This is a genomic window from Terriglobales bacterium (assembly GCA_035567895.1).
In the GTDB taxonomy this organism is placed as follows: Bacteria; Acidobacteriota; Terriglobia; order Terriglobales; family Acidobacteriaceae; genus Gp1-AA112.
On record DATMPC010000014.1, the window covers coordinates 84,381 to 107,141 of the forward strand.

Annotated in this window: 21 protein-coding genes and 1 tRNA gene; 13 read left to right on the forward strand and 9 right to left on the reverse strand. The window is 54.8% G+C overall.

What is annotated here, in order from left to right; translation table 11 throughout:
* Window positions 1–56: 56 nt before the first annotated feature.
* Window positions 57–131, reverse strand: a tRNA-Gly gene (locus VNX88_05150).
* 314 nt (window positions 132–445) lie between these two features.
* Here VNX88_05150 and VNX88_05155 point away from each other — a divergent pair.
* On the forward strand, window positions 446–2,542 hold the full coding sequence (locus tag VNX88_05155) for an ATP-binding protein (GenBank protein ID HWY68028.1): 2,097 nt from the start codon (window positions 446–448) through the stop codon (window positions 2,540–2,542).
* Window positions 2,543–2,692: 150 nt separating this feature from the next.
* Window positions 2,693–3,070, forward strand: coding sequence for a response regulator (locus VNX88_05160; protein ID HWY68029.1), 378 nt, complete (start codon window positions 2,693–2,695; stop codon window positions 3,068–3,070).
* An 8-nt stretch (window positions 3,071–3,078) separates the two neighbouring features.
* On the opposite strand, the gene VNX88_05165 is transcribed toward VNX88_05160, so the two are convergent.
* Together VNX88_05165 and VNX88_05170 are read right to left on the reverse strand one after the other, a co-directional pair.
* Window positions 3,079–3,975: a DUF72 domain-containing protein gene (locus VNX88_05165; protein ID HWY68030.1), complete on the reverse strand. Its 897-nt coding sequence runs from the start codon at window positions 3,973–3,975 to the stop codon at window positions 3,079–3,081.
* A gap of 80 nt (window positions 3,976–4,055) precedes the next feature.
* Window positions 4,056–5,141: a hypothetical protein gene (locus VNX88_05170; GenBank protein ID HWY68031.1), complete on the reverse strand. Its 1,086-nt coding sequence runs from the start codon at window positions 5,139–5,141 to the stop codon at window positions 4,056–4,058.
* Window positions 5,142–5,340: 199 nt separating this feature from the next.
* Here VNX88_05170 and VNX88_05175 point away from each other — a divergent pair, with 199 nt between their 5' ends.
* Genes VNX88_05175 through VNX88_05190 form a run of 4 tightly spaced genes read left to right on the forward strand, consistent with a single transcriptional unit; the run spans window position 5,341 to window position 9,473 of the window.
* The gene (locus tag VNX88_05175; GenBank protein HWY68032.1) at window positions 5,341–6,903 is read left to right on the forward strand and encodes a UbiD family decarboxylase; all 1,563 of its coding nucleotides are present in this window, start codon (window positions 5,341–5,343) and stop codon (window positions 6,901–6,903) included.
* Between the two features lie 25 nt (window positions 6,904–6,928).
* A complete protein-coding gene (locus tag VNX88_05180) occupies window positions 6,929–7,870 on the forward strand; it encodes a lysophospholipid acyltransferase family protein (protein ID HWY68033.1) in 942 nt (313 codons plus the stop codon).
* Window position 7,871: 1 nt separating this feature from the next.
* Window positions 7,872–8,882, forward strand: coding sequence for a UDP-3-O-(3-hydroxymyristoyl)glucosamine N-acyltransferase (gene lpxD / locus VNX88_05185; GenBank protein ID HWY68034.1), 1,011 nt, complete (start codon window positions 7,872–7,874; stop codon window positions 8,880–8,882).
* Between the two features lie 9 nt (window positions 8,883–8,891).
* Window positions 8,892–9,473 (forward strand): hypothetical protein, encoded by a 582-nt coding sequence (locus VNX88_05190; GenBank protein ID HWY68035.1) that lies wholly within the window; start codon window positions 8,892–8,894, stop codon window positions 9,471–9,473.
* Here the strand turns inward: VNX88_05190 and VNX88_05195 are convergent.
* Both VNX88_05195 and ribA read right to left on the reverse strand, forming a co-directional pair.
* Window positions 9,470–10,399, reverse strand: coding sequence for a halocarboxylic acid dehydrogenase DehI family protein (locus tag VNX88_05195; GenBank protein HWY68036.1), 930 nt, complete (start codon window positions 10,397–10,399; stop codon window positions 9,470–9,472). The genes VNX88_05190 and VNX88_05195 overlap by 4 nt on opposite strands.
* A 153-nt stretch (window positions 10,400–10,552) precedes the next feature.
* Window positions 10,553–11,185, reverse strand: coding sequence for a GTP cyclohydrolase II (gene ribA, locus VNX88_05200; GenBank protein HWY68037.1), 633 nt, complete (start codon window positions 11,183–11,185; stop codon window positions 10,553–10,555).
* Window positions 11,186–11,227: 42 nt separating this feature from the next.
* Here ribA and VNX88_05205 point away from each other — a divergent pair, with 42 nt between their 5' ends.
* A complete protein-coding gene (locus tag VNX88_05205; protein HWY68038.1) occupies window positions 11,228–12,619 on the forward strand; it encodes a histidine kinase in 1,392 nt (463 codons plus the stop codon).
* Here the strand turns inward: VNX88_05205 and bshA are convergent.
* Window positions 12,592–13,734, reverse strand: a complete 1,143-nt coding sequence (gene bshA, locus VNX88_05210) for an N-acetyl-alpha-D-glucosaminyl L-malate synthase BshA (protein HWY68039.1) — start codon at window positions 13,732–13,734, stop codon at window positions 12,592–12,594. The genes VNX88_05205 and bshA overlap by 28 nt on opposite strands.
* Window positions 13,735–13,855: 121 nt before the next feature.
* On the reverse strand, window positions 13,856–14,269 hold the full coding sequence (locus VNX88_05215) for a secondary thiamine-phosphate synthase enzyme YjbQ (GenBank protein ID HWY68040.1): 414 nt from the start codon (window positions 14,267–14,269) through the stop codon (window positions 13,856–13,858).
* Between the two features lie 60 nt (window positions 14,270–14,329).
* Between VNX88_05215 and mazG the strand changes: the two genes are divergently transcribed.
* The 3 genes from mazG to menC are packed head-to-tail and all read left to right on the forward strand — an operon-like array spanning window position 14,330 to window position 17,144.
* On the forward strand, window positions 14,330–15,208 hold the full coding sequence (gene mazG / locus VNX88_05220; protein ID HWY68041.1) for a nucleoside triphosphate pyrophosphohydrolase: 879 nt from the start codon (window positions 14,330–14,332) through the stop codon (window positions 15,206–15,208).
* Window positions 15,205–16,026 carry a GNAT family N-acetyltransferase gene (locus tag VNX88_05225; protein HWY68042.1) on the forward strand — a complete coding sequence of 274 codons (822 nt, stop codon included), beginning with the start codon at window positions 15,205–15,207 and terminating at the stop codon, window positions 16,024–16,026. The genes mazG and VNX88_05225 overlap by 4 nt, the downstream gene beginning before the upstream one ends.
* The gene (gene menC, locus VNX88_05230) at window positions 16,017–17,144 is read left to right on the forward strand and encodes an o-succinylbenzoate synthase (GenBank protein ID HWY68043.1); all 1,128 of its coding nucleotides are present in this window, start codon (window positions 16,017–16,019) and stop codon (window positions 17,142–17,144) included. Before VNX88_05225 ends, menC begins: the two co-directional genes overlap by 10 nt.
* 2 nt (window positions 17,145–17,146) lie before the next feature.
* Here the strand turns inward: menC and VNX88_05235 are convergent, their stop codons facing one another.
* Together VNX88_05235 and VNX88_05240 are read right to left on the reverse strand one after the other, a co-directional pair.
* Complete coding sequence (locus tag VNX88_05235) at window positions 17,147–18,046, reverse strand: hypothetical protein (GenBank protein ID HWY68044.1); 900 nt, start codon at window positions 18,044–18,046, stop codon at window positions 17,147–17,149.
* 577 nt (window positions 18,047–18,623) lie between these two features.
* Window positions 18,624–19,247 carry a hypothetical protein gene (locus VNX88_05240; GenBank protein ID HWY68045.1) on the reverse strand — a complete coding sequence of 208 codons (624 nt, stop codon included), beginning with the start codon at window positions 19,245–19,247 and terminating at the stop codon, window positions 18,624–18,626.
* 99 nt (window positions 19,248–19,346) lie between these two features.
* On the opposite strand from VNX88_05240, the gene VNX88_05245 reads away from it, so the two are divergent.
* The 3 genes from VNX88_05245 (at window position 19,347) to VNX88_05255 (ending at window position 22,711) form a co-directional block, all read left to right on the forward strand.
* Complete coding sequence (locus VNX88_05245; protein ID HWY68046.1) at window positions 19,347–20,000, forward strand: hypothetical protein; 654 nt, start codon at window positions 19,347–19,349, stop codon at window positions 19,998–20,000.
* Between the two features lie 53 nt (window positions 20,001–20,053).
* Entirely contained in the window at window positions 20,054–21,331 is a 1,278-nt protein-coding gene (locus VNX88_05250; GenBank protein ID HWY68047.1) for a DegT/DnrJ/EryC1/StrS aminotransferase family protein, read from the forward strand.
* Between the two features lie 147 nt (window positions 21,332–21,478).
* Complete coding sequence (locus VNX88_05255; protein HWY68048.1) at window positions 21,479–22,711, forward strand: response regulator; 1,233 nt, start codon at window positions 21,479–21,481, stop codon at window positions 22,709–22,711.
* Window positions 22,712–22,761 lie beyond the last annotated feature (50 nt).

Below are 22,761 nucleotides of genomic sequence, written 5' to 3' on the forward strand. Positions count from 1 at the left end.
TGCTTGAATTATAGCTCCCCGAACTCGGACGCTCTCCCTTGGGCGTCGCTGAATGCTGGAGCGGGAGACGGGGATCGAACCCGTGACATCCAGCTTGGGAAGCTGGCGTTCTACCGCTGAACTACTCCCGCTCGCTTATCGACTCAGGCGAGTCTATCACCGCGAAAACAAGCTCGCAATTGAGTGACTCCAAGCATCTCCGGTGCCGCTCCGATCCGACAACAAACAGCGGTCGAGTCGAAAAATAGAAAGTATCAACCTGTCGTAGTGAGACTGGCGTTGCGACAATTTGGCCCAAAGACGCACTCGGCGCCCAATTATAAATGTAATTAAATCAGACATTTAGCCATCAACGTTAGTGGCATCGTTCGTGCTTTGACCATTCTGGCCATATTGTCGCGCTTGAGCAGCAACTCGCTGTGACAGTGGACAGAGCTTGCGGTTCATGCCCAACAATGATTCCCAATTTAGGACCATCACGCGCGCAGGCGCGATGTTGTCGGTCCTTCTGGGCGCCATAGTTTTGTCTGGCTGGCTCTTCGAGATAGCCTTCCTGAAGAGCATTGTTCCTGGACACATCTGCATGAAGGCGAACACCGCGATTGGCTTTGTTTGCGGTGGACTCGCGCTCCTCTTTTTGGTTCGGTCCGATTCTTTCAAGAAGCTCCGCTATCCCGCCGCTTTGCTTTCATTGACCACGCTGATGATCGGCCTGTTCACACTGGCTGAATACCTGCTTCACCGCGATCTGAAGCTCGACGAATTGTTCTTTCTCGATCGCACTGAACTCATCTATCCGGGGCGAATTGCTTACATTACGGCGATTAATTTCTGCGCCACAGGCATTGCGCTGCTCCTGCTCAACCGAAGCAGGCGGGCACTCAAAGCGGCGCAACTGCTGGCGAGTTTCGTTGGGCTGAGCGCGCTTCTAACGATTATTGGATATCTGTATCGAGTTCCGTTGCTGTACGGTTCGTCTCGATATGCCTCGATGGGACTGCATACAGGCCTCGGCTTTCTAGTTCTGGCGATTTCGATTCTGGCCTACAGTCCTTATCAAGGTTTCATGGCGGTGCTGACCACCGCGCGTCCTTCTGGATGGCTAGCGCGCAAGCTGCTCGCTGCCGCTATAGTTTTCCCCTTCGTGCTGGGACTCCTCGCGATTCGCACTTCCACGATGGTTGGTGACGTACGATTCATTGTTGCCGCCCTCGTTATCGCGCAGATCCTCCTCTTCGCCGGGTTGATATGGATCTCTGCATCACGGCTCGACCGGTCAGAGGCAGAAGAAGAAGTCGCGAAGGGCGCGTTAGCAGCATCGGAACGAATGCTGCAGCAGTCGCAAAAAATGGAGGCGATCGGGCTGCTTGCCGGCGGGGTGGCCCACGACTTCAACAACCTGCTCAACGTGATTCTCGGTTACAGCGAGCTGCTCCTCACGGACCCCGATACTTCAGAAATGCAGCGCAGAAAGATCGAAAAAATAAGGAAAGCGGGCGACACTGCAAGCGGACTCACGCGACAACTGCTGGCCTTTGGCCGAAAGCAGGTTTTGCAGCCCAAGGCACTCGACCTCAACGAGATCATCGGCAATCCGGATGGATTCCTGCACCGTCTCGTCAAGGACGACATTTCCTTGTCGACCTCGTTGTATCCAGGTCTGTTGGCCATCATGGCTGACCCTGTTCAGGTCGAGCAGATATTGCTAAACCTGGTAATCAACGCGTGCGATGCCATGCCGAACGGCGGCAAGCTTCACATTGAAACCGAAAACGTGGTTGTCGAGGAGCCATCGGCTCCTAAATTGGGCGTGACGCCCGGGCCGTTTGTCCGTCTCACCATCACCGACACCGGAACGGGTATGGACGATGAAACTCGAGGTCACCTCTTTGAGCCGTTTTATACCACCAAGGCTGTGGGCAAAGGCTCCGGATTGGGCTTGGCAACGGTATACGGCATCATCAAGCAAAGCGGCGGATACATCGAAGTGGATAGCAAGGTCGGCCGCGGAACCAGCTTTCAGATCTATCTGCCTGCTACTCGATTGGCCGCCTCTCGAGAATTGCCGGCCCCAAACCTCGCACAGAGCCGTGGTGGTGCGACGATTCTTGTAGTCGAGGACTCCGAGCCACTGAGAGATCTAATCTTCGAGACCTTGGAAACGATGGGATACACCGCCCTGATGGCCCCAGACGGTCATCAGGCAATGCGCATTTGCACTCAATTCAGCGGCACCATTGACCTCCTTCTGACCGACGTCATGATGCCCAAAATGAAGGGGCCAGAGGTGATGCGGCGGGTAAAGCAGATGCGGCCCGACATCGGTGTGCTCTTTATGTCCGGCTATACCAACGACGTAACGCTGCGCCACGGCGTCTCCAATGCTGACGTTTCGTTCATCCAAAAGCCATTTAGTTCCACCGAGTTAACTCACAAACTTCGCGAAGCGCTCGCACGCGCACAGGACCGCAGTACGCTCCGTCAACGTCTAGGATTGGAGATGGAGCGACGTGCGGCTTCGTTGCGAGCTGAGAAGACTTAAGCCTTTCCTCAAATCGGCCTCAACGTACGGAGTACATTGTCCTATCGGACAATGGGCATGGTGTCCTTAGGTAACCGTGCCGAATTGGGAAATTAACCCCTGCGGCCTCGTGGATAGTGCATCCTATCTAGTGAAAGCACTCCCACCATCATGCCTGGCGCCCGAATTCTGTGCGTAGATGATGATCCACGTATCAACGAACTCAATGAGATCGTTCTCGCCCGGGCGGGATATGAAGTGGCAACCGCCGAATCTCCCACGGATGCCCTTAACCGCCTGAAAACAGAGACTTTCGATCTCGTAATCACCGACCTCTTCCCGCAGTCTCCCAGAGATTCCGCCTTTGTGGCGAACCTTCGCTGCCTTGATCCTGAGATGCCGGTGATTCTGGTCACAGGCAACCACAACCCTCCACCGGAAATACTCAGACAAGCGGACGCATTTGTTGTAAAAGCCTATTCGCTAAACGCCCTCACTGATTCAGTCCGTGAGGTGCTCATACGGAGCAAATTGAGGCGCATTGGGTAGGAGGGACGCTAGTCCCTTTCAGCAAAGTCCTTCAATTCGGGATAATGATCTACGAGCGTGCCCGGCGCCTTTACTTTCTTTCGGCTGAGCATGCCTTTCAATTCGAGGGCGTTCACAGCCGCTTTTCCCTTGTAGTGATTGTTGGTAATGGCAAAGGTTTTCTCCGCCTTTTCCCCAAGGCGTTCGATCTTCTGTTTCCAGGGCTCTAGCTGCTGAGGCGTGTACAGGTAGTTATAACGATCGTTGCGATTGTCCGATTGAAACCACTCCTTGTAGTTCCGTCCGTGCAGTCGAACGTAAGCGATAGGAGCGGTTGAATAGTCGGTTGCTGCCATAGCACGGCCGAGCTGTGGCTGGTCGATGTTGCAGAAGGCGACGCTCTGTGCGGCAAACTCCGAAAGCACCTTTTCGCTATCCCATGTGGCATGCCGCACCTCGACTACCAACGGATACTCTCGGAATTTCTTGATCAACTTCTCAAGATAGTCTCGATTTTCATCGGTGTTCCTGAACGAAATGGGGAATTGAATGAGAAGAGCCCCGAGTCTGTTCTCTACCGCGATCGAATCCAGTCCTTCCTTCGCGCTGGCTTCGTCTTCTTCCAGAGGATTGAGGGTTGCTGAGGAGGTGGATTGTAACGACGCGCCCGGCGCGTGCGTGAAACTGCGAAATAGCTTCGCGGTGAACTGGAATGCAGGATTCACCTCGGCGACGAGATCACACCATTCCTTGCCTGTCTTGGGGCGAATGTGTCCATAGAACGACGTGTTGATCTCGCAGCAGTCGAAGTACTGGGCCAGGAATTGGACGGGGTGCTGCTTCTTTTTGAGGCCGGCGGGATAGACAATACCTTCCCAGTCTTTGTAGGAAAAGCCTGCAGTTCCGACGAGAATCTGAGGAGGCACGTCCTTCAGCTTACAGCGAGATAGGAATCGGGAGCTCCGTGCGCCCGGCGCTCCGGGAAGTCATGCATGGTCAGATGCCTTTACCAGACTCCCTTATCGCTGCCCGTCACTTTGTAGGCGAAGGCGGCTGCCGAAGCTAAGTAGGGAAGCAAACTCAGCCGGAAGGTCGCGGGAACATCTCCACGGGCGGCAGCCTGAGTCACCTGATAGGTATAGAGCGCGGCGCCATGAGGCAGCACCGGCACACGCAGGAATCGTGCGCGAGGCTTGACCTCATTGCCGCCAAACCGCGCTGCGGCCAACACAAAGTCAGGCAGGGCGAGCGGAGTGCCGCGATATTGCCTTACGTGATCTGAGACAACCATCAGGTATGTCGCGACTCCAGGCCAAATGCCGGCAGCTTGGGTCGCTCGTTTCAATTCGTCAAAGTTCAGTTCACCCGACTCAATGATGGCGGCAGAATTGACGATGTCGCACACGCGGAAGTAAAAGTGCCGGTACATCCGCTGCAGAGTCGCCACGATGATGCGTTCTTCAGAAGCAGGGACGTAGTACGTCTTATCTTCGACGACCTTCAGGACGCGGCGAGTCACAAAACGGCGAGCGAGAGCCATGTGCTCTCCCATTTGTCCCAGCCGCTGAACGTGGATTTCGACTGACTCCTTCAAGCCAGGGACTGCGAAGTTCCATTTGTGCGCCAGCCGATCGCCCCAGCTACGTGCTTCAATGTGCGCGCTGAATTTTCCGGTCATCACCTTACAGATTGCGCGCTCGTCGGCAGTGCTGTAGAGATCAAGGTCGTTACCAAGGTCAGGATAATGATCCAGGGACTTCATTACCGTCGTCGGACACTTGGCATTTTCCAGTTCCTCGCAGATGTTCTGCAGATACACCAGGGCTGTTGAGATGCGTTTATGTTCCTTGTCTAACTCTGCAGACGCCCACTCCGCCAACCCTGTGTTGCCATCGCGTGTGGCTTGGTCCACTACAGTGTTCAGGCTGCGCACGACTACATGGTGTAAGTCCGCTAACGAAACGAATTCCGAACGCTCGTCCGGGGTCAGGGATGCAACTAAAGATACGGCCCTGCCTGCCTGTATAGGATTGAGCGTCAACGAGAAGAGCGCATTCAGATATTCAGCTTCACGGTTCAGTTTGGATGCCATTCGAAGAGGAGACCTCAGGGCGAAGAAATGAGTCCTTAATCTAGGATGTGTGCTGCTGGAATGTGGTTGGACGCGGAACAAGCTCCTAAGCTACTGAGACTCTGAGGTTTTTTCGCGCACCTCCGTATAATCAAGTCTTTTCGAACTTCCATCTAGCTCCGCCGCTTAGAGCTAGGAGCTTAGAGGCTTAGGAGCTTCCTTGCCCCACAGAGATCTGCGCGATTGGATGGCTGCGCTCGAACGCGCAGGAGAACTCAAGCGCATTCGCGCCGAAGTAGATCCAATTCTCGAAGTTACTGAGATCGCCGACCGCGCGTCGAAGTCAAAAGGGCAGAGGGCCGGCGGTGCTGCTTTGCTTTTCGAGAAGTTGAAAGGCCATCCTGGTTCTAAACTCCTGATCAATCAATTTGGCTCGGAGAAGCGGATGCAGATGGCGCTCGGCGTCGATTCCCTTGATGAAATCGCCGGGCGAATACGCGAGCTTCTGAACATGAAATCGCCGGAGGGGTTTCTCGAAAAGCTGAAGATGCTTCCCATGCTGGCGGACATGGGCAAGTTCTTTCCGAAGACAGTAGCTACCGGTTCGTGCAAAGAGGTAGTTAAGAAAGACAAATTCTCATTACTTGATTTTCCCATCTTGAAATGCTGGCCCCAGGATGGTGGACGCTTCATTACCCTGCCGTGTGTGATCACGCGCGATCCGAGAACAGGGAAGCGAAATGTGGGCATGTATCGCATGCAGGTATATGACGAGCGCACGACTGGCATGCATTGGCAACGCCAAAAGGTTGCGGCAGAACACTATCGCGAGAGACTGCGAATGGGTGTGGCCTCGAACGAGCAAGGTGGAAACAGAGGCGCAGCAGTTGACATCATGGCTCGCTCCTCAGGCGGCAGCATGCTCGCGGAAGGGGACCGCCCCGTCGGGAAGATGGACGTTGCAGTTGCGATTGGCACCGATCCGGCGCTCACGTTTTCAGCGATCGTTCCAGCGCCGCCAGATGTCGAGGAGTTCATCATCGCCGGTTTCCTCCGGCAGGAACCCGTCGAGTTGGTGAAGTGCGAAACCGTAGATCTTGAAGTTCCTGCGAATGCCGAGATTGTTCTTGAGGGATACGTGCAGCTCGACGAGCTTCGCCCGGAAGGTCCCTTTGGAGATCACACAGGCTTCTACACATTGGAGGATGCCTACCCTGTTTTCCACGTCACCTGCATTACACACCGGAAGGATCCGATCTACGCCACCACGATTGTGGGCAAACCCCCGATGGAGGATGCTTGGATGGGCAAGGCCGTCGAGCGCATCTTTCTGCCGCTGATGAAGCTAACCTTGACAGAGATCGTCGATGTGAATCTTCCCGTCGAAGGTGTTTTTCATAACCTGATGATCGTCTCCATCCGAAAGTCCTATCCCGGACAGGCGCGCAAAGTCATGCATGGAATCTGGTCACTGGGACAAGCCATGTTTACTAAGTGCATCGTTGTGGTTGATGAGGACGTGAATGTCCACGACATCGGTGACGTAACGTTGAAGGCGCTGAACAACATCGATCCCGAGCGGGACATTCAATTTACCCTCGGGCCTATCGACTCCCTCGATCACGCCTCGCGGCTCGCGAACTATGGTTCCAAAATGGGAATCGATGCAACGCGAAAGTGGTCTACCGAGGGCTTTTCACGTCCATGGCCGGACGAGATCACGATGGATCCCGGGATTAAAGCAATCGTCGACAAGAAGTGGAAGAGCCTGGGGATTGACTGATTCAACGGTTGCCGATGATTGCTGATTGCGCTCGTATGTCCACGGATGCTACCGTCGCACCTTCCTAATGCGGCAGAACTTCGAATATGCGTTGGTCTGGCTCTTCGTCCGAGTGCTTGGAATTCTTCCCCGCAGCTTGTCGCGCGCTTTGGGGATCGGGCTGGGAATGGCAGCGTACATTTTGGTTGGACGCCTGCGAACTGTCGGCCTACGTAATCTTGAGATTGCGTTCCCGGAAATGCAAAAGCAACAGCGAAGCCGCATCGTGCGTCAGTTGTTCGTTGGTTTCGGACGTCATCTTGCTGAGTTCTGTATGTTTCCACGCTATAGCGCCGAAAATGCCCGCAGTGTTGCCGTTTACAATGGCTTCGAAAACTACGCAACGGCTCGTGATGCGGGCCGCGGTGTCTTGCTTCTTACGGCCCACTTGGGCGCATGGGAGATCGGTTCCTTCGTACACTCGATCTTCGGCCATCCGATAAAGATCGTGGTTCGCCGCCTGGATAATCCCAAGGTAGACGCGCTAGTGGAGCGCTATCGAACCCTGCACGGGAACCAGACTTTTGCCAAAGAGGATTTTGCCCGCGGGCTGCTGGCTGCAATGAAGGCGGGAGAAACCGTGGGAATCCTGATGGACACAAACATGACGCCGCCTCAGGGAGTGTTCGTGGATTTCTTTGGCAAACCTGCTTGCACAGCATCGGGAATGGCCAGAGTCGCACTACGCTCCGGCGCTGCGGTCGTTCCGGCATTTACCATCTGGGACAAGAAACTGAAGAAATATCGCGTTCGCTTTGATCCAACGCTGCAGTTAACCTCAACCGGAGACGATGACGCTGACGCGATTAGCAATACGGCGCTCTTTAATCGCGTGATCCAGGACTACGTGACCCGATATCCTGAGCAGTGGTTATGGGTTCACCGCAGATGGAAGACCCGTCCCGCCGGAGAACCGCCGATCTACTGAAATGAGCCCTAACGCCTCAACCCATTCGGCCCAGGACATCGCACGTCATTGCGGTGCAGTTCTTAACGGAAACGGGGCAACGCGGGTGCGAGGGATTTCGAGTATCCGGTCAGCGAACGATGGAGACATTGTCTTCGCCGCCGATGATGCTAGGTTGAAAGAAGCGCTGGAATCACGCGCTGCGCTAGTGTTGACTGGCCAGTTTGCGGCAAATGTGCACAGTACCAAGTCGCTCCTGATCGCGCGTGATCCTAAGCTCGCCTTCGCTCGCGTTGCAGCTCTGTTCTCACACGCTGAGACGCGCATTGGGCATGACGAGAGCGCACAAATCCATCTGTCCGCGAAGATTGGCGAAGATACCTGGATCGGTCCCGGAGTTGTGGTTGAAAGCGGAGTCAGCATCGGCAACCGCACGTCCATCGAGGCGAACTCTGTTATTGGCGCGCACGTAGTTATCGGAGAGGGGTGCCGGATCGACCCAAACGTAACTATTTATTCCGGAACAAAACTTGGGAATCGAGTTGTTGTGCAGGCTGGAACCGTACTTGGATCGAGCGGCTTCGGGTATGTGCGCGACGACGTTGGACACTATTACTTGTTTCCCCAAGTGGGCCGCCTCATCATCGAAGATGATGTTGAGATCGGCGCCAACTGTACGGTAGATCGGGGCGCACTCGACGCAACCGTGATTCGTCGCGGCACAAAACTCGACAACATGGTTCATGTTGGGCACAACGTGGAGATTGGTGAGGACGTTGTCATTGCTGCCCAGACAGGAATCTCGGGGAGTTCCCGGATTGGATCAGGGGCCATTGTCGGCGGCCAAGTGGGCATCGGCGATCATGTAGAAATCGAAGACGGCGTGATTCTTGGTTCCGGCAGCGGAATTCTAAGCAACAAGGTTGTTCGAGGGAAGGGTATCGTTTTTTGGGGAACGCCCGCTCGTCCACTTAAGGAGTATCTAAAGGAACTCGCCACTCTTTCGCGGCTTACGCGAAAAAAGAGAGAGTAGGCTGCCGTTATGGCACGGATCATCGTCGGTGGCCAAACGAAGGATGCCGGCAAAACTACTCTGATCTGCAACATCATCAAAGCCTTTCCTGCTGCCGAGTGGACTGCAGTGAAATTCTCCAATCATCGGCACCCGGCTGAGAACTGCGAAGTGCTAACGGAGGGTCCTGGATGGATTATTTGGGAGCAGAGTGCGACGGACGATCAAACCGATGCGGCCAGATTTCTCCACTCAGGAGCAGACCGCGGCCTGTTAGTTCAAGCTGACAATCGTTCCTTAAGGGAAGTTTGCTCCGTGCTAATGAAGGAGATTTCGACGACTACTGCTGTAATTGTGGAGTCGGCATCGGCAGCGGAATTTCTTCAACACGACTTACTGCTGCTACTTCTGGATGCTGCCCAGAACGATTTCAAAGAATCGACGAGGCAACAGCTGGGTGGCGCGGACGCCTTCGTACTTCGCAACTCCGATTCAAGAGTTGAGCAGGGAATTGAGGGTGTGAAGGAAAAGCCAGTATTTACAGCATTTCTTGATTACCTCGATCCTGGTCTTCTGCGTCTGCTGGCAGCCAAACTCGGAAGCTGCGTCTAGGCGGCCCGCTCGGGGCGATTCGGATATTGCTCTGGTAATTGCTCAAGCACACGCAACGGTGCTCGAAACTTATTACCACCCTCCAGAGCGATTTTTGCAAAGGCAACGTTCAGCACAAGGCCCGAGAGATTTTCAAGGAATTCCTCGGTAATGTGGAGGGCCGCGCTGATCTCGTCATCCTTCAGCCCAGCTTCCAGCATGGGTTCCACACTTAGTTGCGGAGCGTTCGGGAGCTCGCTCGCGAGCGCCAAAGCCGACTCTCGAAGTGCGTGACGGCTCTCTCCGTAAAGAGGAGACGATGCTGCGGGTTTGAAAGCATTCCAATACAGGCTCAAAAAATCGGGCCAGCGCGCCAGAGCCTGGTAGTCGGTATTCACAACGGCGACGCCGAGAGTTCGCTTGATGTCGTCGTAAATCTTGCGTGTCTGAGGCGGCGCGATTTCTTCCGTTACCTGCACGGGCTTCTCAGCGATCACAGGATGTTCGGCGCCGGTTGCGGCACTTCGCTTTTGGGCCGGGCCATCTTCAAACGCTTGCAACTGGAGAGCTGTGATCAGCAGCAGGAGCGGATTGTTGTAATGAAAGAGCTCCACTACATCAGTAAGTTCATGCTGTGCTCCGCTTGAGAATTGAATCTCACGGATACTGCTGCAGAGATCTGGAATCAGGAGGTAGTTGTGAGCACGAGTGTACGCTTCGGCTCTCAATCGTTCGGCGTTTTGAAAGAACTCGCGCGTTTCTACCGCGGGCCGCAACGTCTTCCACATCAAGTCGAGGAACCTCGGAAAAGCGCCGTAAGCCTGGAATATCGGGTTTACATGCGGAACTCCGAGCGCCGCCTTGATCTCATGATAGATCTCCAGAGTTCGTCCAGATGCGTCCGCTTCGCGCACCAAAGGCAGACGGCGTTTCCGACTTAGCGGCATGACCCATATGTGATGACGCATATTGGCACATAGATGTCATCGCCGGAATTGGCACGAAGAATTGCAGCTACTCTGATGCGAGTCGAACCATCGGAACTAGGAAGGTCCTCTCCCACTGAGTAGCTTCGACAGAAGCCGCAAACAAAAACCTTCTTAGCTCTTCTTAGTGAGGAGATGCCCTAGCTTTTCCTTCTTTGTCTTAAGGTATGCGGCTGAACGTTCGCCGACCAGTGGCTCGCAGGGAACACGTTCGACTACTCGGATTCCTGCGCTCGACAGCGCAGAAACTTTTGAAGGATTGTTCGAGATCAGACGTACCTTTCCCACTCCCATTGCGTGCAACATGGCCGCCGGTAACTCGAACTCTCTGTGGTCAGCTTTGAATCCAAGTCGCTCGTTGGCTTCTACGGTGTCGAGCCCCTGATCCTGGAGTTCATACGCTTGCAGTTTCGCGATCAGGCCGATGCCACGGCCTTCCTTCTGTTCGTACAGAAGGATCCCTGCTCCGGCGTCGGCAATTAGCCGAAGCGCTAATTCGAGTTGCTGCCGGCAGTCGCAGCGCAGTGAGTGAAAGACATCTCCGGTGAGGCACTGTGAGTGGATTCGCACCAGCGGAGCTTGCGAATGGATGTCTCCCATCACCAAAGCAACAGCGGCTTCAGGACGACCAGTCTCGGGATCCCGACGATTCCCCTCGAATCCGAGTATGCGAAAGTGCCCGAATTTAGTAGGGAAATCCGCTTCCGCGCGCTTTTTGGCCTCTGGCTTAGCTGTAGGTGCTTTCACTTCTTAATTATAGCCAGCCATTCCTGCTAGGCTTACATCTGCGTGGACCAGAAGTTAATACTCATCACCCTGCTCATTCGGCTGGGCGTGGTCGCGGCCATTGCCAGTGCCGTGGTGCGATCGCGTTACTTCAAGTCCATTCTGTTTCGCAACGAGATTCGCAGCACGCGCCAGCAGCTTCAGATCGTCTTATTCGTCGGCGTTCCGGTGGCGCTCGGTGTATGGGTCCGAGCCACGGTTCCGAGTTTCTCTGCCGCTGACGTTGCATTCGAAAGCGCAATCATTGTCGGCGTGATGGGTGGCCGCCTGGCTGGAGTCGCGCTGGCTGCTTTGTGTGCAATCCCGGAATTGTGGCGGCATGAATTTCTAGCATTTCCGTTAGACGCGCTTGCCGGATATGTTGCCGGGGCGTTTCGCGAGTACGCAGCCAATCGCGAAGACATTTGGTCGTTCTCCCCGATGGTTGACCTGAGCGTCTACCGATGGGTTCGCAGAAATTTTCCGCGTCCAAGACACGACTGGCAGGTCGCCTTTTTCGTTGGAATTCTGCTACTGCAATTTCTCCGCGAGCAAATAGGGCGTGCGTTTCCCGGCCGACTGTTCTTCTTGCATGGCGAGACTTTTTGGGTGGAAGTGGCAGTCTACGCTGGAACTATCGCCGCAGTGGCCATTCCCATCAAGATCTGGAATGCAACCCGTATTGAACTCAAACTTGAGGAGCAGGAACGACTCCTTCTGCAAGCCCGCTTGGATGCACTGCAGAGCCAGATCAACCCTCACTTTCTCTTCAACACGCTGAACTCGATTTCCTCGTTGGTGCGCGTTCGCCCCGAGCAGGCGCGTGACCTGATTGTGAAGCTGGCGAACATCCTGCGTTCGCTACTTAGGAAGCATGACGCTTTTGTGCTGCTGCGAGAGGAGATGGAGTTCATTGACAACTATCTGGATATCGAGGTCGCGCGCTTCGGCTCAGAAAAGCTGCAGGTTATGAAGGATCTTGATTCCCCAACTCTCGATGTGATCGTGCCGAGCATGATGCTACAGCCGATCGTTGAAAATGCGATCAAGCATGGCCTGGCTCCCAAAATCGAGGGTGGAAAGATCACCATCCGCAGCCGATTACAGCCTGAACATCGCGTGCGCATTGAGATCGAAGACGACGGAGTCGGAATGGCGGCGATCAATGGCCGTTTCAGCGATCGTCGCCGGTATACGCGTGATGACGCGGATGCTGCCGACCTGCACACGGAGGGAATCGGAATGCATAACGTCGCCGAGCGCCTGCGGGTGCTCTACGGTGCCAATGCGCACATGACGGTGCAAAGCAGTCCGGGTAAGGGAACGAGGATCTCAATCGAGCTGCCGTTACTACAGACGGACAAGGAATTCTCGGCTGCGTCTGCGATCTACGAGGCGCGTTCCAGCACACGCTGATAGAACTTCTCGTATTGAGGAATAATTTTCGACGCGCAGAAGCGCGACTGCGCTTCAAAGCGAGCAAGCTTCGCCATTTCCCGAAGCCGCTTTTCGTCGGAGAGCACTTCGATCGCACAACGAGCCATTCGCTCCACGTCGCCCACCTCAGCGAGAAACCCATTCTTGCCATCTTCTATTACTTCCGGCAGGCCGCCAACGTTGGTCGCAATCGCAGGTACTTCGCAGGCCATCGCCTCTAAAGCTGCCAGTCCAAAGGACTCGAGCTGGCTTGGTAATAGCATCAAGTCGGCGATTGCCAGCTTCTCGTGCACGTTGTCCTGCTTGCCGAGAAAATGGACTCGATTCAACAGACCCAGGCGTCGCACCTGCCACTCCGCTGCCGAACGCTCCGGACCGTCTCCAATCATGATCAACCGTGAAGGCACTTCCTTCTGCACTCGATCAAAAATCTCAATCACGTCACCGATGCGTTTTACCGGACGGAAATTCGATAGGTGAACAAGGATTTTCTCCTCTGGCTCAGCAAAGATTGAACGATCGGCGCTGATATCTTTCGGCCGCTTGTACAAGTCGCAATTCACGAAGTTGTAGATCACTTCGATCGGATTCCGAACTGCAAACTCCTGCACCGTGCGCTCCCGAAGGTAGTTGGAAATTGACGTCACGCCATCGCTTTGTTCGATAGAAAACCTGGTGACGGGAAGGTAGGAGGGATCTTGTCCTACGAGTGTAATATCGGTGCCGTGCAAGGTCGTCACGTAGGGCAGATGACGAGGAAAGGTAGCACTAGCCAGCATCTGCCGCGCGAGCATTGCGCTTACCGAATGAGGAATCGCATAGTGCACGTGCAGGAGATCGAGATCATAGATTTCCGCAACTTCCGCCATCCTCGTGGCTAGTGCAAGATCATAGGGCGGATATTCGAACAGTGGGTATTGAGAAACGGTAACTTCGTGATAGCGAATATTGTCGTGCAGCGTAGTCAGCCGAAAAGGCTGCGAGTACGAGATGAAATGAATCTCGTGCCCACGATGGGCGAGCTCAATTCCCAGCTCAGTGGCAACGACTCCACTGCCACCATATGTGGGATAACACGTGATTCCGATCTTCATACTGTTTCAGCAGGATACTCGGGATTGGATGTTCGCAGCGGAATCACGTTCCAAAATCTCAAGATTTAGGGACGAGAGTTTCAGCCGCAAGCCGCGTCTAGACTCCAGCGCCGCTGCAGGCTTATTCGCCGATGATCTTTATGATGACGCGCTTTTCCCTCTGGCCATCGAACTCCGCATAGAACACCCGCTGCCAGGTCCCCAGATCCAGCTTGCCCTTTGTGATCGGCAAGGTTACGGACTGGTGCAGCAGCAGACTTTTGAGGTGCGAATCGCCATTGTCTTCTCCGGTTTTGTGGTGGCGATAGTCCTCGCGAAACGGGGCGAGTTTCTCCAGCCATTCGTCGATATCCTCAATCAATCCCGATTCGTTGTCGTTCACGTAGACGGCTGCGGTAATGTGCATCGCCGATACAAAGGCCAGGCCTTCCTCCACTCCGCTTTTCTTCACGGCAGTTTCTACTTGGGGAGTGATGTGGATGTAGTCTCGATGCTTCTTTGTATGGAACTTTAAGTACTCGGTGTACGCCTTCACGAGAAGAGGATAGCAGCGTTACCACTGACAATCAGCGCGCGCGTCATTTAGATTAGCTATATGCCTACTGGCGAGAAATTTGAACGAGCGGTGAACATCATGGCGCGCCTCCGGGCGCCGGGCGGCTGTCCGTGGGATCGTGAACAAACCTTCGATTCAATCAAGCCCTATACGTTGGAAGAGACGTACGAAGTATTCGAGGCCATCGAAAACCGCGACTGGCAGGAGCTGTCAGGGGAGCTGGGTGACCTGCTGCTTCAAGTCCTGTTTTACGCAGAGATGGCGAGGGAAGCCGGATACTTTTCTATTGATGACGTTGTTGACCGACTCTCTGACAAGCTTGTAAAACGCCATCCTCATGTTTTCGGCGACACCAAGGCTGCTAGCTCACATGAGGTTGTTCGCAATTGGGAAGCTCTTAAGAAAACTGAAGCTTCGAGGAAGAATGCGCTAACGGACGAGGTCAAGAGGCAATCGCTCCTCATTGGAGTATCCCGCGCGATGCCGGCGCTGCTTGAAGCGACAAAACTGAGTCGCAAAGCTGCCTCGATCGGATTTGATTGGTCAGAGATCACTGGCATCTTTGAAAAGCTTGACGAAGAAGTCGCCGAACTCAAACACGACATTGCAGAACTTCCTCAACCGATCAAGCCTGCTGGCGGGCATGCAGGTTCGAGAACACATCAAGTTTCTCCCGAGCTTCACCAGCGCATCGAGGCAGAAGTTGGAGATTTGTTCTTTGTGCTCGTTAACCTTGCCCGTTTTCTCGACGTGGACCCAGAGTCGGCGCTGCGCAGGACTACACAGAAATTCCGACGGCGTTTCGAAGGTATGGAGAATCAGTCGCGCGAACAAGGACGACCTCTCGAAGAAATGAACATCGACGAAATGGAAAAGCTCTGGCAAAACTCCAAGGCCGCCGAGGAGGTGAAGCGTTGAGCGCTGCCGCTTCACGCGATAACAGTCCGACAGACTCCATCGCGCTGCACCACTGCCGCGAAGTAGCGGAATTTCAGGCATGCGTGGATTTGCAGCGCGAAGTTTGGGGGTTCTCCGATGCAGATCTGATCCCGGTTCGCATGTTCGTTGTAGCCAGCAAGATCGGTGGACAAGTAATTGGAGCGTTCGCAGGAGAAACACTCGTCGGGTTTGCGTTGTCGATTCCGGGTGCGCGCGATGGCCACACTTATCTTCACTCGCACATGCTCGCCGTACGTGAAAAGTATCGCAATGCCGGACTTGGACGGCGACTCAAATTAGCTCAGCGTGATGACGCGATCGCGCGAAAGTTTGAGCTGATGGAGTGGACTTTCGATCCGCTCGAGATTAAGAACGCTTATCTAAACATCGAGAAGCTGGGCGCCATAGTCAGGCGCTACACCATCAACCAATACGGCATCTCGTCTTCTCAGTTACAAGGCGGACTGCCCACCGACCGTTGCATTGCAGAGTGGTGGCTGAACTCGAACAGAGTACGGCAACTTCTGGAAGAGGGAAGATCGATTGCGGTGGATCCAGCGATGGTGATCAAGGTGCCCGCTCATATTTATGAGTGGAAAAGTGATCCGACGACTCGCGATCGCGCGCTTGAAACGCAACTTGCGAATCGCGAGCAGTTTCTGAACGCATTCTCTCGCGGCCTTACTGTGTTGGGCTACAAGCGAGATCAGGAAGGCAACGGCATCTTTCTGCTGGCGCCTCCGGAAGAACGATTTGAGTTTGGCTCCGTGGAACAGGAAGCGGCCTCATGCACATAGAGTCCATCACGATGCACGAACTGCACATGCCGCTCGTGCATTTCTTTGAAACTAGCTTCGGTCGAACGACTGAGCGCCGCGTCTTGCTTGTTGAACTGAAGATCGACGGAGTCTCTGCCTGGGGCGAATGCGTAGCGGGCGAGCATCCCTACTACAGCGAGGAATCTCTGGAGACAGGGTGGTACGTCATTCAAGCCGAACTGGCTCCGGCTCTGCTCGGCCGCGAGATTGATTCGGGCCGCGACGTTCCCGCTCTGCTGAAGCGCGTCCGCGGTCATCGCATGGCCAAGGGGGCCCTCGAGAATGCGGTCTGGGAGGCCGAGGCCCAGTTCAAGGATGTTCCGTTATGGCGCTTACTAGGCGGAACACGCCGCGAGATCGCCTGCGGCGTCTCGCTGGGCATCCAAAACTCCCTTGAACAGCTCCTGAACAAAATTGAAGAGGAACTGGCTGCTGGTTATCAGCGCATCAAGCTGAAGTGCAAACCGGGGTGGGATCTCAAAGTTTTCGAACGCGTCCGCGCTCGATGGCCGAACATTTTGCTCAGTTGCGATGCTAATTCCGTTTATACGCTCGACGATGTCGAGCATCTCAAAGAATTCGACCGCTTCAATCTGCTGATGATCGAGCAACCATTATGGAATGACGACTTCTATTTTCATGCGACCTTGCAGAAGCAGCTCAAGACGCGCATTTGTCTCGATGAAGCGATTCACCATGCTCGCAGTGCGCGCGCTGCGATTGAATTAGGATCGTGCGGAATTATCAACATCAAAGTGGGTCGCGTGGGAGGCTTTAGCGAAGCAATTGCCATTCACGATGTCGCTGCCGCGAACAACATTCCAGTGTGGTGCGGCGGCATGCTCGAGAGCGGCATCGGACGTGCCCACAACGTGGCTTTGTCGACTCTGCCCGACTTCTCTCTTCCAGGCGATGTTTCGGCCGCGAAGCGATACTGGAAAGAGGACATCGTCGAGCCGGAGATCATTGTGTCCCAAAAAGGAACGATCACAGTGAGTGACAGGCCCGGAAGAGGCTACGATCTGCGTACGGACTTGATCGAGCGCCTTACGGTGCGGAAGAAGACGATGAGGCAAGCGGCTGCTGTACGGGTTTAAAGCTATTGTCCGTTTTTCTGTGCCAGTTCAGGCGTGCCCTTTTTTAAAATGTCCGCACCTTCGGAGAGGCTTACGCGATCGGGTAGACGGCGAAAGTCGGTTTCGAATTCCTGTTCATCGTAAATAAGCGTCTTGAACAATAGGGCTTTTCCGCGAAGGTCGAGCTTCAAGACTGTGGTGTCCCAATGCCTGGCATCTACCTGTTCCTGCTCAACCAGGAAGCCGCCGCCTTTGTAAAGTCTGCCCAAAATGCCCCAACCGAAATCGACGTCGTGGAATAGATGCGCGTCGATTTTCCGTAATCTCTGCTGCGGAAGGTTCAGCCAAAGCTCGCCAGCCATTCCGGTGTAGATCGACTCTTCGCGAGACTGCGGTTCATAGTTAGGATCGGGACGAAATCGCAGCTTCACGACATCGCCATCTCGTCCAATCTCCTGGTAAAAGAACGCGTTTGGCAGAGCTCTTACCATGATCTGGGCGCGATTCTCGTCCTCTTTCTCGCGCTTCTGACGTCGTTTCTGTTCATCGAGGTCGCCAATGAGCTTCTGGATCTTCTGTTCTTCCGCTTGGCGGACGTCGTCCGTCGGTGGCCGTCCGTCTAGCAGTAGCGTTCTCGCAATACTGCCCTGATCGGTCTGCACGATTTGCTGAACTTTGCTGCCCTTTGGGGACACTTTTTTCAGCTTGAACATGTAGTGAGATTTATCGAGCTCTTCCTGTTTGAGTTCGTTAGCAACAACTCTGCGAACAATTTCGCGAGCCTCGGCATTCGGCTGAAAGTCGGACGTTTGATCGGCCTTCGAGTCATCCGCAGCGAATGCTGCAGAACTGCAGGATAGAGCGCAGGCGATAAGCACGAGGAATGCACTGCGCAGGGACGGTCGGCGAATACTAATCACCATAGGAAGCCCTGTTGAAGCCTAAGTACCACGTTATGAATATATAGCTTATTAGACGCGATTTCCCTGCTGGTTTGTTGCAATGCTGCTGGTCGAGGACGCTCAAAAATGTAATTTCGCCCGACTATACAAGGATCAGCAGTCCCCCCAAAAAAGAAGAAAAACAAGCGATCATCTCCCGCGTTTTCATGAATTTACGTGTGACCGGTCGGGGAATTCTCTAATCGAAGCGAAGGTCGCTGGATGCGGCAAGAACTATGTCGGCTCAATCGGAAGAAGGCAGTCCCATTGGCTGTTTTTGATCGCTGACTGTGGCAGAACCGCTGTTCCCCTGGTTCTTCGGTCCTGTTGCTGACAGCGACGTTCCGACTGAGCCGACTGAGAGTTGATTTGCAAGAACATGACCAAATCGTGCAGTCGCAAATCACAGGAAACACAGAGCTTGATAGCGCCGCGTTCAGCCGGCGTGAAACCCGACCGCATGACTAGCGGGCAATCTTAGGCAACAGGATGCCGCAAGTGAGTAGCGCGATTCCATATTCGTTTGCGGTCTCCCAACGATGGAATTGTCTCCATGAGCCTATAATGCTGCTCGAGAGCGAATAGGCTTTAGGGAACTGCCGGCAATCCGTTGCGTTCGGAGTGTCTGCTCTGTATAGTTTGCGCCAAACTGTGCTGCTCCTGTAGCTTGTAAGTCTCGCGATCGCAGCGCAGGATCGTCGCGCTGTGCATACTGGGCGTTGATCTTTCGTCCTGAGATCGAGGTCCGATGTTTTGGCCGCCGGCGCAGGCCGGCAAGGGAAATCAGGAGGTCGGTTCCGTGGACACGTTTCGAACCAGCGAGCAGAGTCGTACCGATGTAGCCCATATTGGCAAATCCGTCGTGGTGAAGGGCGAACTTTCCGGCAGTGAAGACCTGTACGTTGACGGAGAGGTAGAAGGCAGCATTGAGTTGCACGATTACAACCTCACCGTTGGTCCAAATGGACGCATCCGCGCGAACATCACTGCCAAGGAAGTTGTGATTCACGGTCGAGTCGACGGCAATGTCAACGGTAAAGACCGTGTCGAGTTGAGGAAGTCCGCTGTGCTTGCGGGCGATATCGTTACGCAGCGCATTCTTATCGAGGATGGTGCATATTTCAAAGGCGGCATCGACATTGGTAAGGATCAGACTCCACGGCGCGATCAGCAGGCTTTGCATTCGACCTCAACTCCCGTAACTCCTGTGACCACGCCTTCGTCTCCCTTGCCCACCGCGCCAGCCTCATCAACCAGAGGATAGAGGGAATAACGACGACCGGTGGCAAACCCTTTCTCGCGCTTCTTCCGAGGCAAACCGTCACTCGACAACCAACAGGCGGCACAAGGGACTGACGCCGGATCCCGACGCTCCAGCGGCTTGGGCGAATTAACACGCCTGCTTAAGGGCTCAGAAGGTCTAGCGATTCTCGATTTAGGACCCACGTCTCCCGCCAACATTACGCACTTCACCGAACTCGGACATCGCGTTTATAACGAGGACGTCCTGCTCGCGGCCCAGAATGCCGAATACAAAGCCAAGGACGCGAGCGGAAATCCGACCATCGACGCCGATCATTTTTTTCGCGAGAACCTCCTTTTCAGAAATGTGAAATTCGATGCCGTCCTGTGCTGGGACATCCCCGACTATTTGGCCGAACCGCTCGTAAAACCGATGGTCGAGCGCATCGCTTCCGTCGTGAATCCCAAGGGCTATTTGCTCGCCTTTTTCCACACCAAGGACGCCGGACCCGACGCTCCGTATTACCGCTATCACATCAACGGCCTCGACAACCTGCGCCTTCAGCGTGGTCCGCAGTTTCGGCTTCAGCGCGTCTTCAACAACCGGCACATCGAGAACCTCTTTCACGACTACGCTTCGCTCAAGTTCTTCCTGGCTCGCGACAACGTGCGCGAGGTCCTCGTAGTTCGTTAGCCCATTCTCGATCTGCTCTTGCATCTTTCCCAATTTGGTTTAAAGTATCGCGGATGAATTCCGCGGCAGCTCTTAAACCTGCATTGGCTCTCCACGGCGGCGCGCCGGTTCGAACAAAGAAGTTTCCTGCATGGCCGCACTTTACTGAAGACGAGATCGCCGTCGTCGCGGAGGTAATGCGCAGCGGCCGTGTGAACTACTGCACGGGAGAGCAGGGAAGAGCGTTTGAACGCGAATTTGCCGATGCCTGTGCCACAAAGCAGGCGGTAGCAGTCGCAAATGGAACGCTGGCGCTGGAACTCGCATTGCGTTGCCTTGGCATTCGAGCAGGGGATCACGTCATCACCAGCAGCCGTACCTTTGTCGCTTCCGCGAGCTGCATAGCCATGTTGGGAGCGACTCCCGTCTTTGCGGATGTCCATCGCGACACTCAAAACGTTACCCTCGACACGGTTCGTGCGGTTCTCACTCCGGAAACGCGCGCGATCATTGCCGTACACCTTGGCGGTAATCCGTGCGATATGGATACCCTCGTTCAATTTGCCAAAGAGCGAAACTTGTTCCTGATAGAAGACTGTGCGCAAGCCCAAGGTGCTACTTATAGAGGCCGCCCAGTGGGCTCGTTTGGGCACGCAGCAGCATTCTCTTTCTGCAACGACAAGATCATCAGCAGCCTTGGGGAAGGCGGAATGCTCACCACGAATTCCACCGAACTCTGGGAGCGAGCCTCGGCATTCCGGGATCACGGTGTACAGCACGGAGCAAGTGCCCAGCCTGCGAATGGCAACGGGTTCCGCTGGATTCACGATTCCATCGGCACGAACTGGCGAATGCCGGAAGCGCAGGCGGCGGTCGGACGCATACAGTTGAAGAAGGCGAGTCCGTGGCTCGATCGGCGCCGCGCGCTGGCGGACATGCTGCGTTCCCATCTTGGCGGGATTCCTGCCTTGCGAATCCCTTCCATCCAGTCCCACATTGAACCTGCCTACTATCGGTTCTATGCCTTTGTTCGTCCGGAGAGGCTGAGACAAGGCTGGGATCGGGACACAATCCTGCAAGCTGTGAATGCAGAAAATGTGCCTTGTTTTAGCGGGAGCTGTGGCGAGGTATACCTGGAGAAGGCATTTGAGTCGTCGCGTCCAACGTTCCGGCATCCTGTCGCTCGGGAACTCGGCGAGACCAGCCTCGCATTTCCTGTGCATCCTACGATGGCCGACACCGACATGGAAGACATGTGTCGTGCCGTCGAGAAGGTGATGGAATGTGCCACTTGCGGTGACGAATCTTCTAGTACGAGCAAACGGCTTCGATTGGATTTGGTCACTGGGTAACAACGCAAACTCTTGCACTCTGGGAGTCCGCCGTTGCGCCAAGGCCTCGGTTCTATTGAGTTTTCCTAGCCAATCTTCAAGCAGTGCATTTACCCTTCTCCAACTCTGTGAAAGAATGCCTTCTCGCTATTCAGGAGAGTTTTCCGAATGGTTAAAGCCCTCCTAATCGAGGAGGACGCCGAGTCCCGCGCGCTCGCCGAGCGAGCATTTGCCGCCGCGGACATGAGCGTCGCGAGTGCCCCTGACTATCAGTCGGGCCTTGAGCTTTTGCGTGCAGAACGGCCCGGAGCTGTGGTGATCGGCGTCAGCGTTCCTGATCTTCATGGCTACGATCTCTGCCAGGAGATTCGCCGCGATCCCGCGCTCCGAGATGTGCCGATCGTGATTTGTTCCGCACAGAGCTATCCGGCTGACATTCGCCGCGCCAAAGAACTTGGAGCCGACGAGTATGTTGTGAAGCCGTACCAGGAGAAGGAACTGGTTGACGCCGTGTGGAACGCGATCGAACTGCGCAGCACGATATTTCGCGTGAAATTCTGGGGCACCCGCGGTTCGATCGCCACACCCGGGCCCGAGACCATTCGCTACGGCGGAAACACGGCATGCGTCGAGGTGCGCTGCGGCGAGGACATCCTGATCTTCGACTGTGGTACCGGCATCCGCGAGTTAGGCATTGCGCTGGCCAAGGAATATGCCGAGCGCAACCTTGAGGTTCATCTGTTCGTCAGCCACACGCATTGGGACCATATCCAGGGCTTCCCGTTCTTTCAACCCGCGTATCGTGCCGGCAACCGGGTGAACATCTACAGCCTGCACAGTCCCGACCGCAGCCTGGAGAAACTCTTTACCGGACAGATGGACGGTAACTACTTTCCAGTCACGCTCGACGATCTGATGGCGCGCCTGCACTTCGAGGAGCTTTCCGGAGACGTGCAGATCGGCGACGTAAAGGTCTCGAACATGCACCTGAACCACCCCGGATTGGCGCTTTCGTTCCGCATGGAGTCAAAGGGCCGCTCGGTCGTTTACATGACAGATCATGAGCCTTATCACAAGCTGCTTGGAGACAGTCCGCATACCAAAAAGCTCGACGCCGAAATCGACGCGTTCGCCAAAAACTCCGACCTACTAATCCGCGAAGCCCAATACACCGACGAGGAGTACGTCACCAAGCGGGGATGGGGGCATAGCACTACCTCCGACGCGGCGATCTCTGCCGTAAATTCCGAGGCCAAGCGTCTGGTTCTGTTCCATCACGATCCCATGCACGACGACCAGAAGATCGACTCCATGGTCGATTTCTGCCGGAACAAGATCAAAGAAAACGGCAAAGAGATCCGGGTGATGGGCGCCGCCGACAAACTTACGTTACGAATCTAAAAATCCAATCATCGCCACGCATCGTACCTTACGTGTTGCGGGTGAAAAGG

Excerpts from the sequence above, each read along its gene's own strand:
- VNX88_05250 (HWY68047.1), top strand. The coding sequence starts at position 20,054 with ATGAATTCCGCGGCAGCTCTTAAACCTGCATTGGCTCTCCACGGCGGC.
- mazG (HWY68041.1), top strand. The coding sequence starts at position 14,330 with ATGCCTACTGGCGAGAAATTTGAACGAGCGGTGAACATCATGGCGCGC.
- VNX88_05160 (HWY68029.1), top strand. The coding sequence starts at position 2,693 with ATGCCTGGCGCCCGAATTCTGTGCGTAGATGATGATCCACGTATCAAC.
- VNX88_05195 (HWY68036.1), bottom strand. The coding sequence starts at position 10,399 with ATGCCGCTAAGTCGGAAACGCCGTCTGCCTTTGGTGCGCGAAGCGGAC.
- VNX88_05190 (HWY68035.1), top strand. The coding sequence starts at position 8,892 with ATGGCACGGATCATCGTCGGTGGCCAAACGAAGGATGCCGGCAAAACT.
- VNX88_05155 (HWY68028.1), top strand. The coding sequence starts at position 446 with ATGCCCAACAATGATTCCCAATTTAGGACCATCACGCGCGCAGGCGCG.
- bshA (HWY68039.1), bottom strand. The coding sequence starts at position 13,734 with ATGAAGATCGGAATCACGTGTTATCCCACATATGGTGGCAGTGGAGTC.
- lpxD (HWY68034.1), top strand. The coding sequence starts at position 7,872 with ATGAGCCCTAACGCCTCAACCCATTCGGCCCAGGACATCGCACGTCAT.
- VNX88_05240 (HWY68045.1), bottom strand. The coding sequence starts at position 19,247 with ATGCAAAGCCTGCTGATCGCGCCGTGGAGTCTGATCCTTACCAATGTC.
- VNX88_05235 (HWY68044.1), bottom strand. The coding sequence starts at position 18,046 with ATGGTGATTAGTATTCGCCGACCGTCCCTGCGCAGTGCATTCCTCGTG.
- VNX88_05255 (HWY68048.1), top strand. The coding sequence starts at position 21,479 with ATGGTTAAAGCCCTCCTAATCGAGGAGGACGCCGAGTCCCGCGCGCTC.
- menC (HWY68043.1), top strand. The coding sequence starts at position 16,017 with ATGCACATAGAGTCCATCACGATGCACGAACTGCACATGCCGCTCGTG.
- VNX88_05170 (HWY68031.1), bottom strand. The coding sequence starts at position 5,141 with ATGGCATCCAAACTGAACCGTGAAGCTGAATATCTGAATGCGCTCTTC.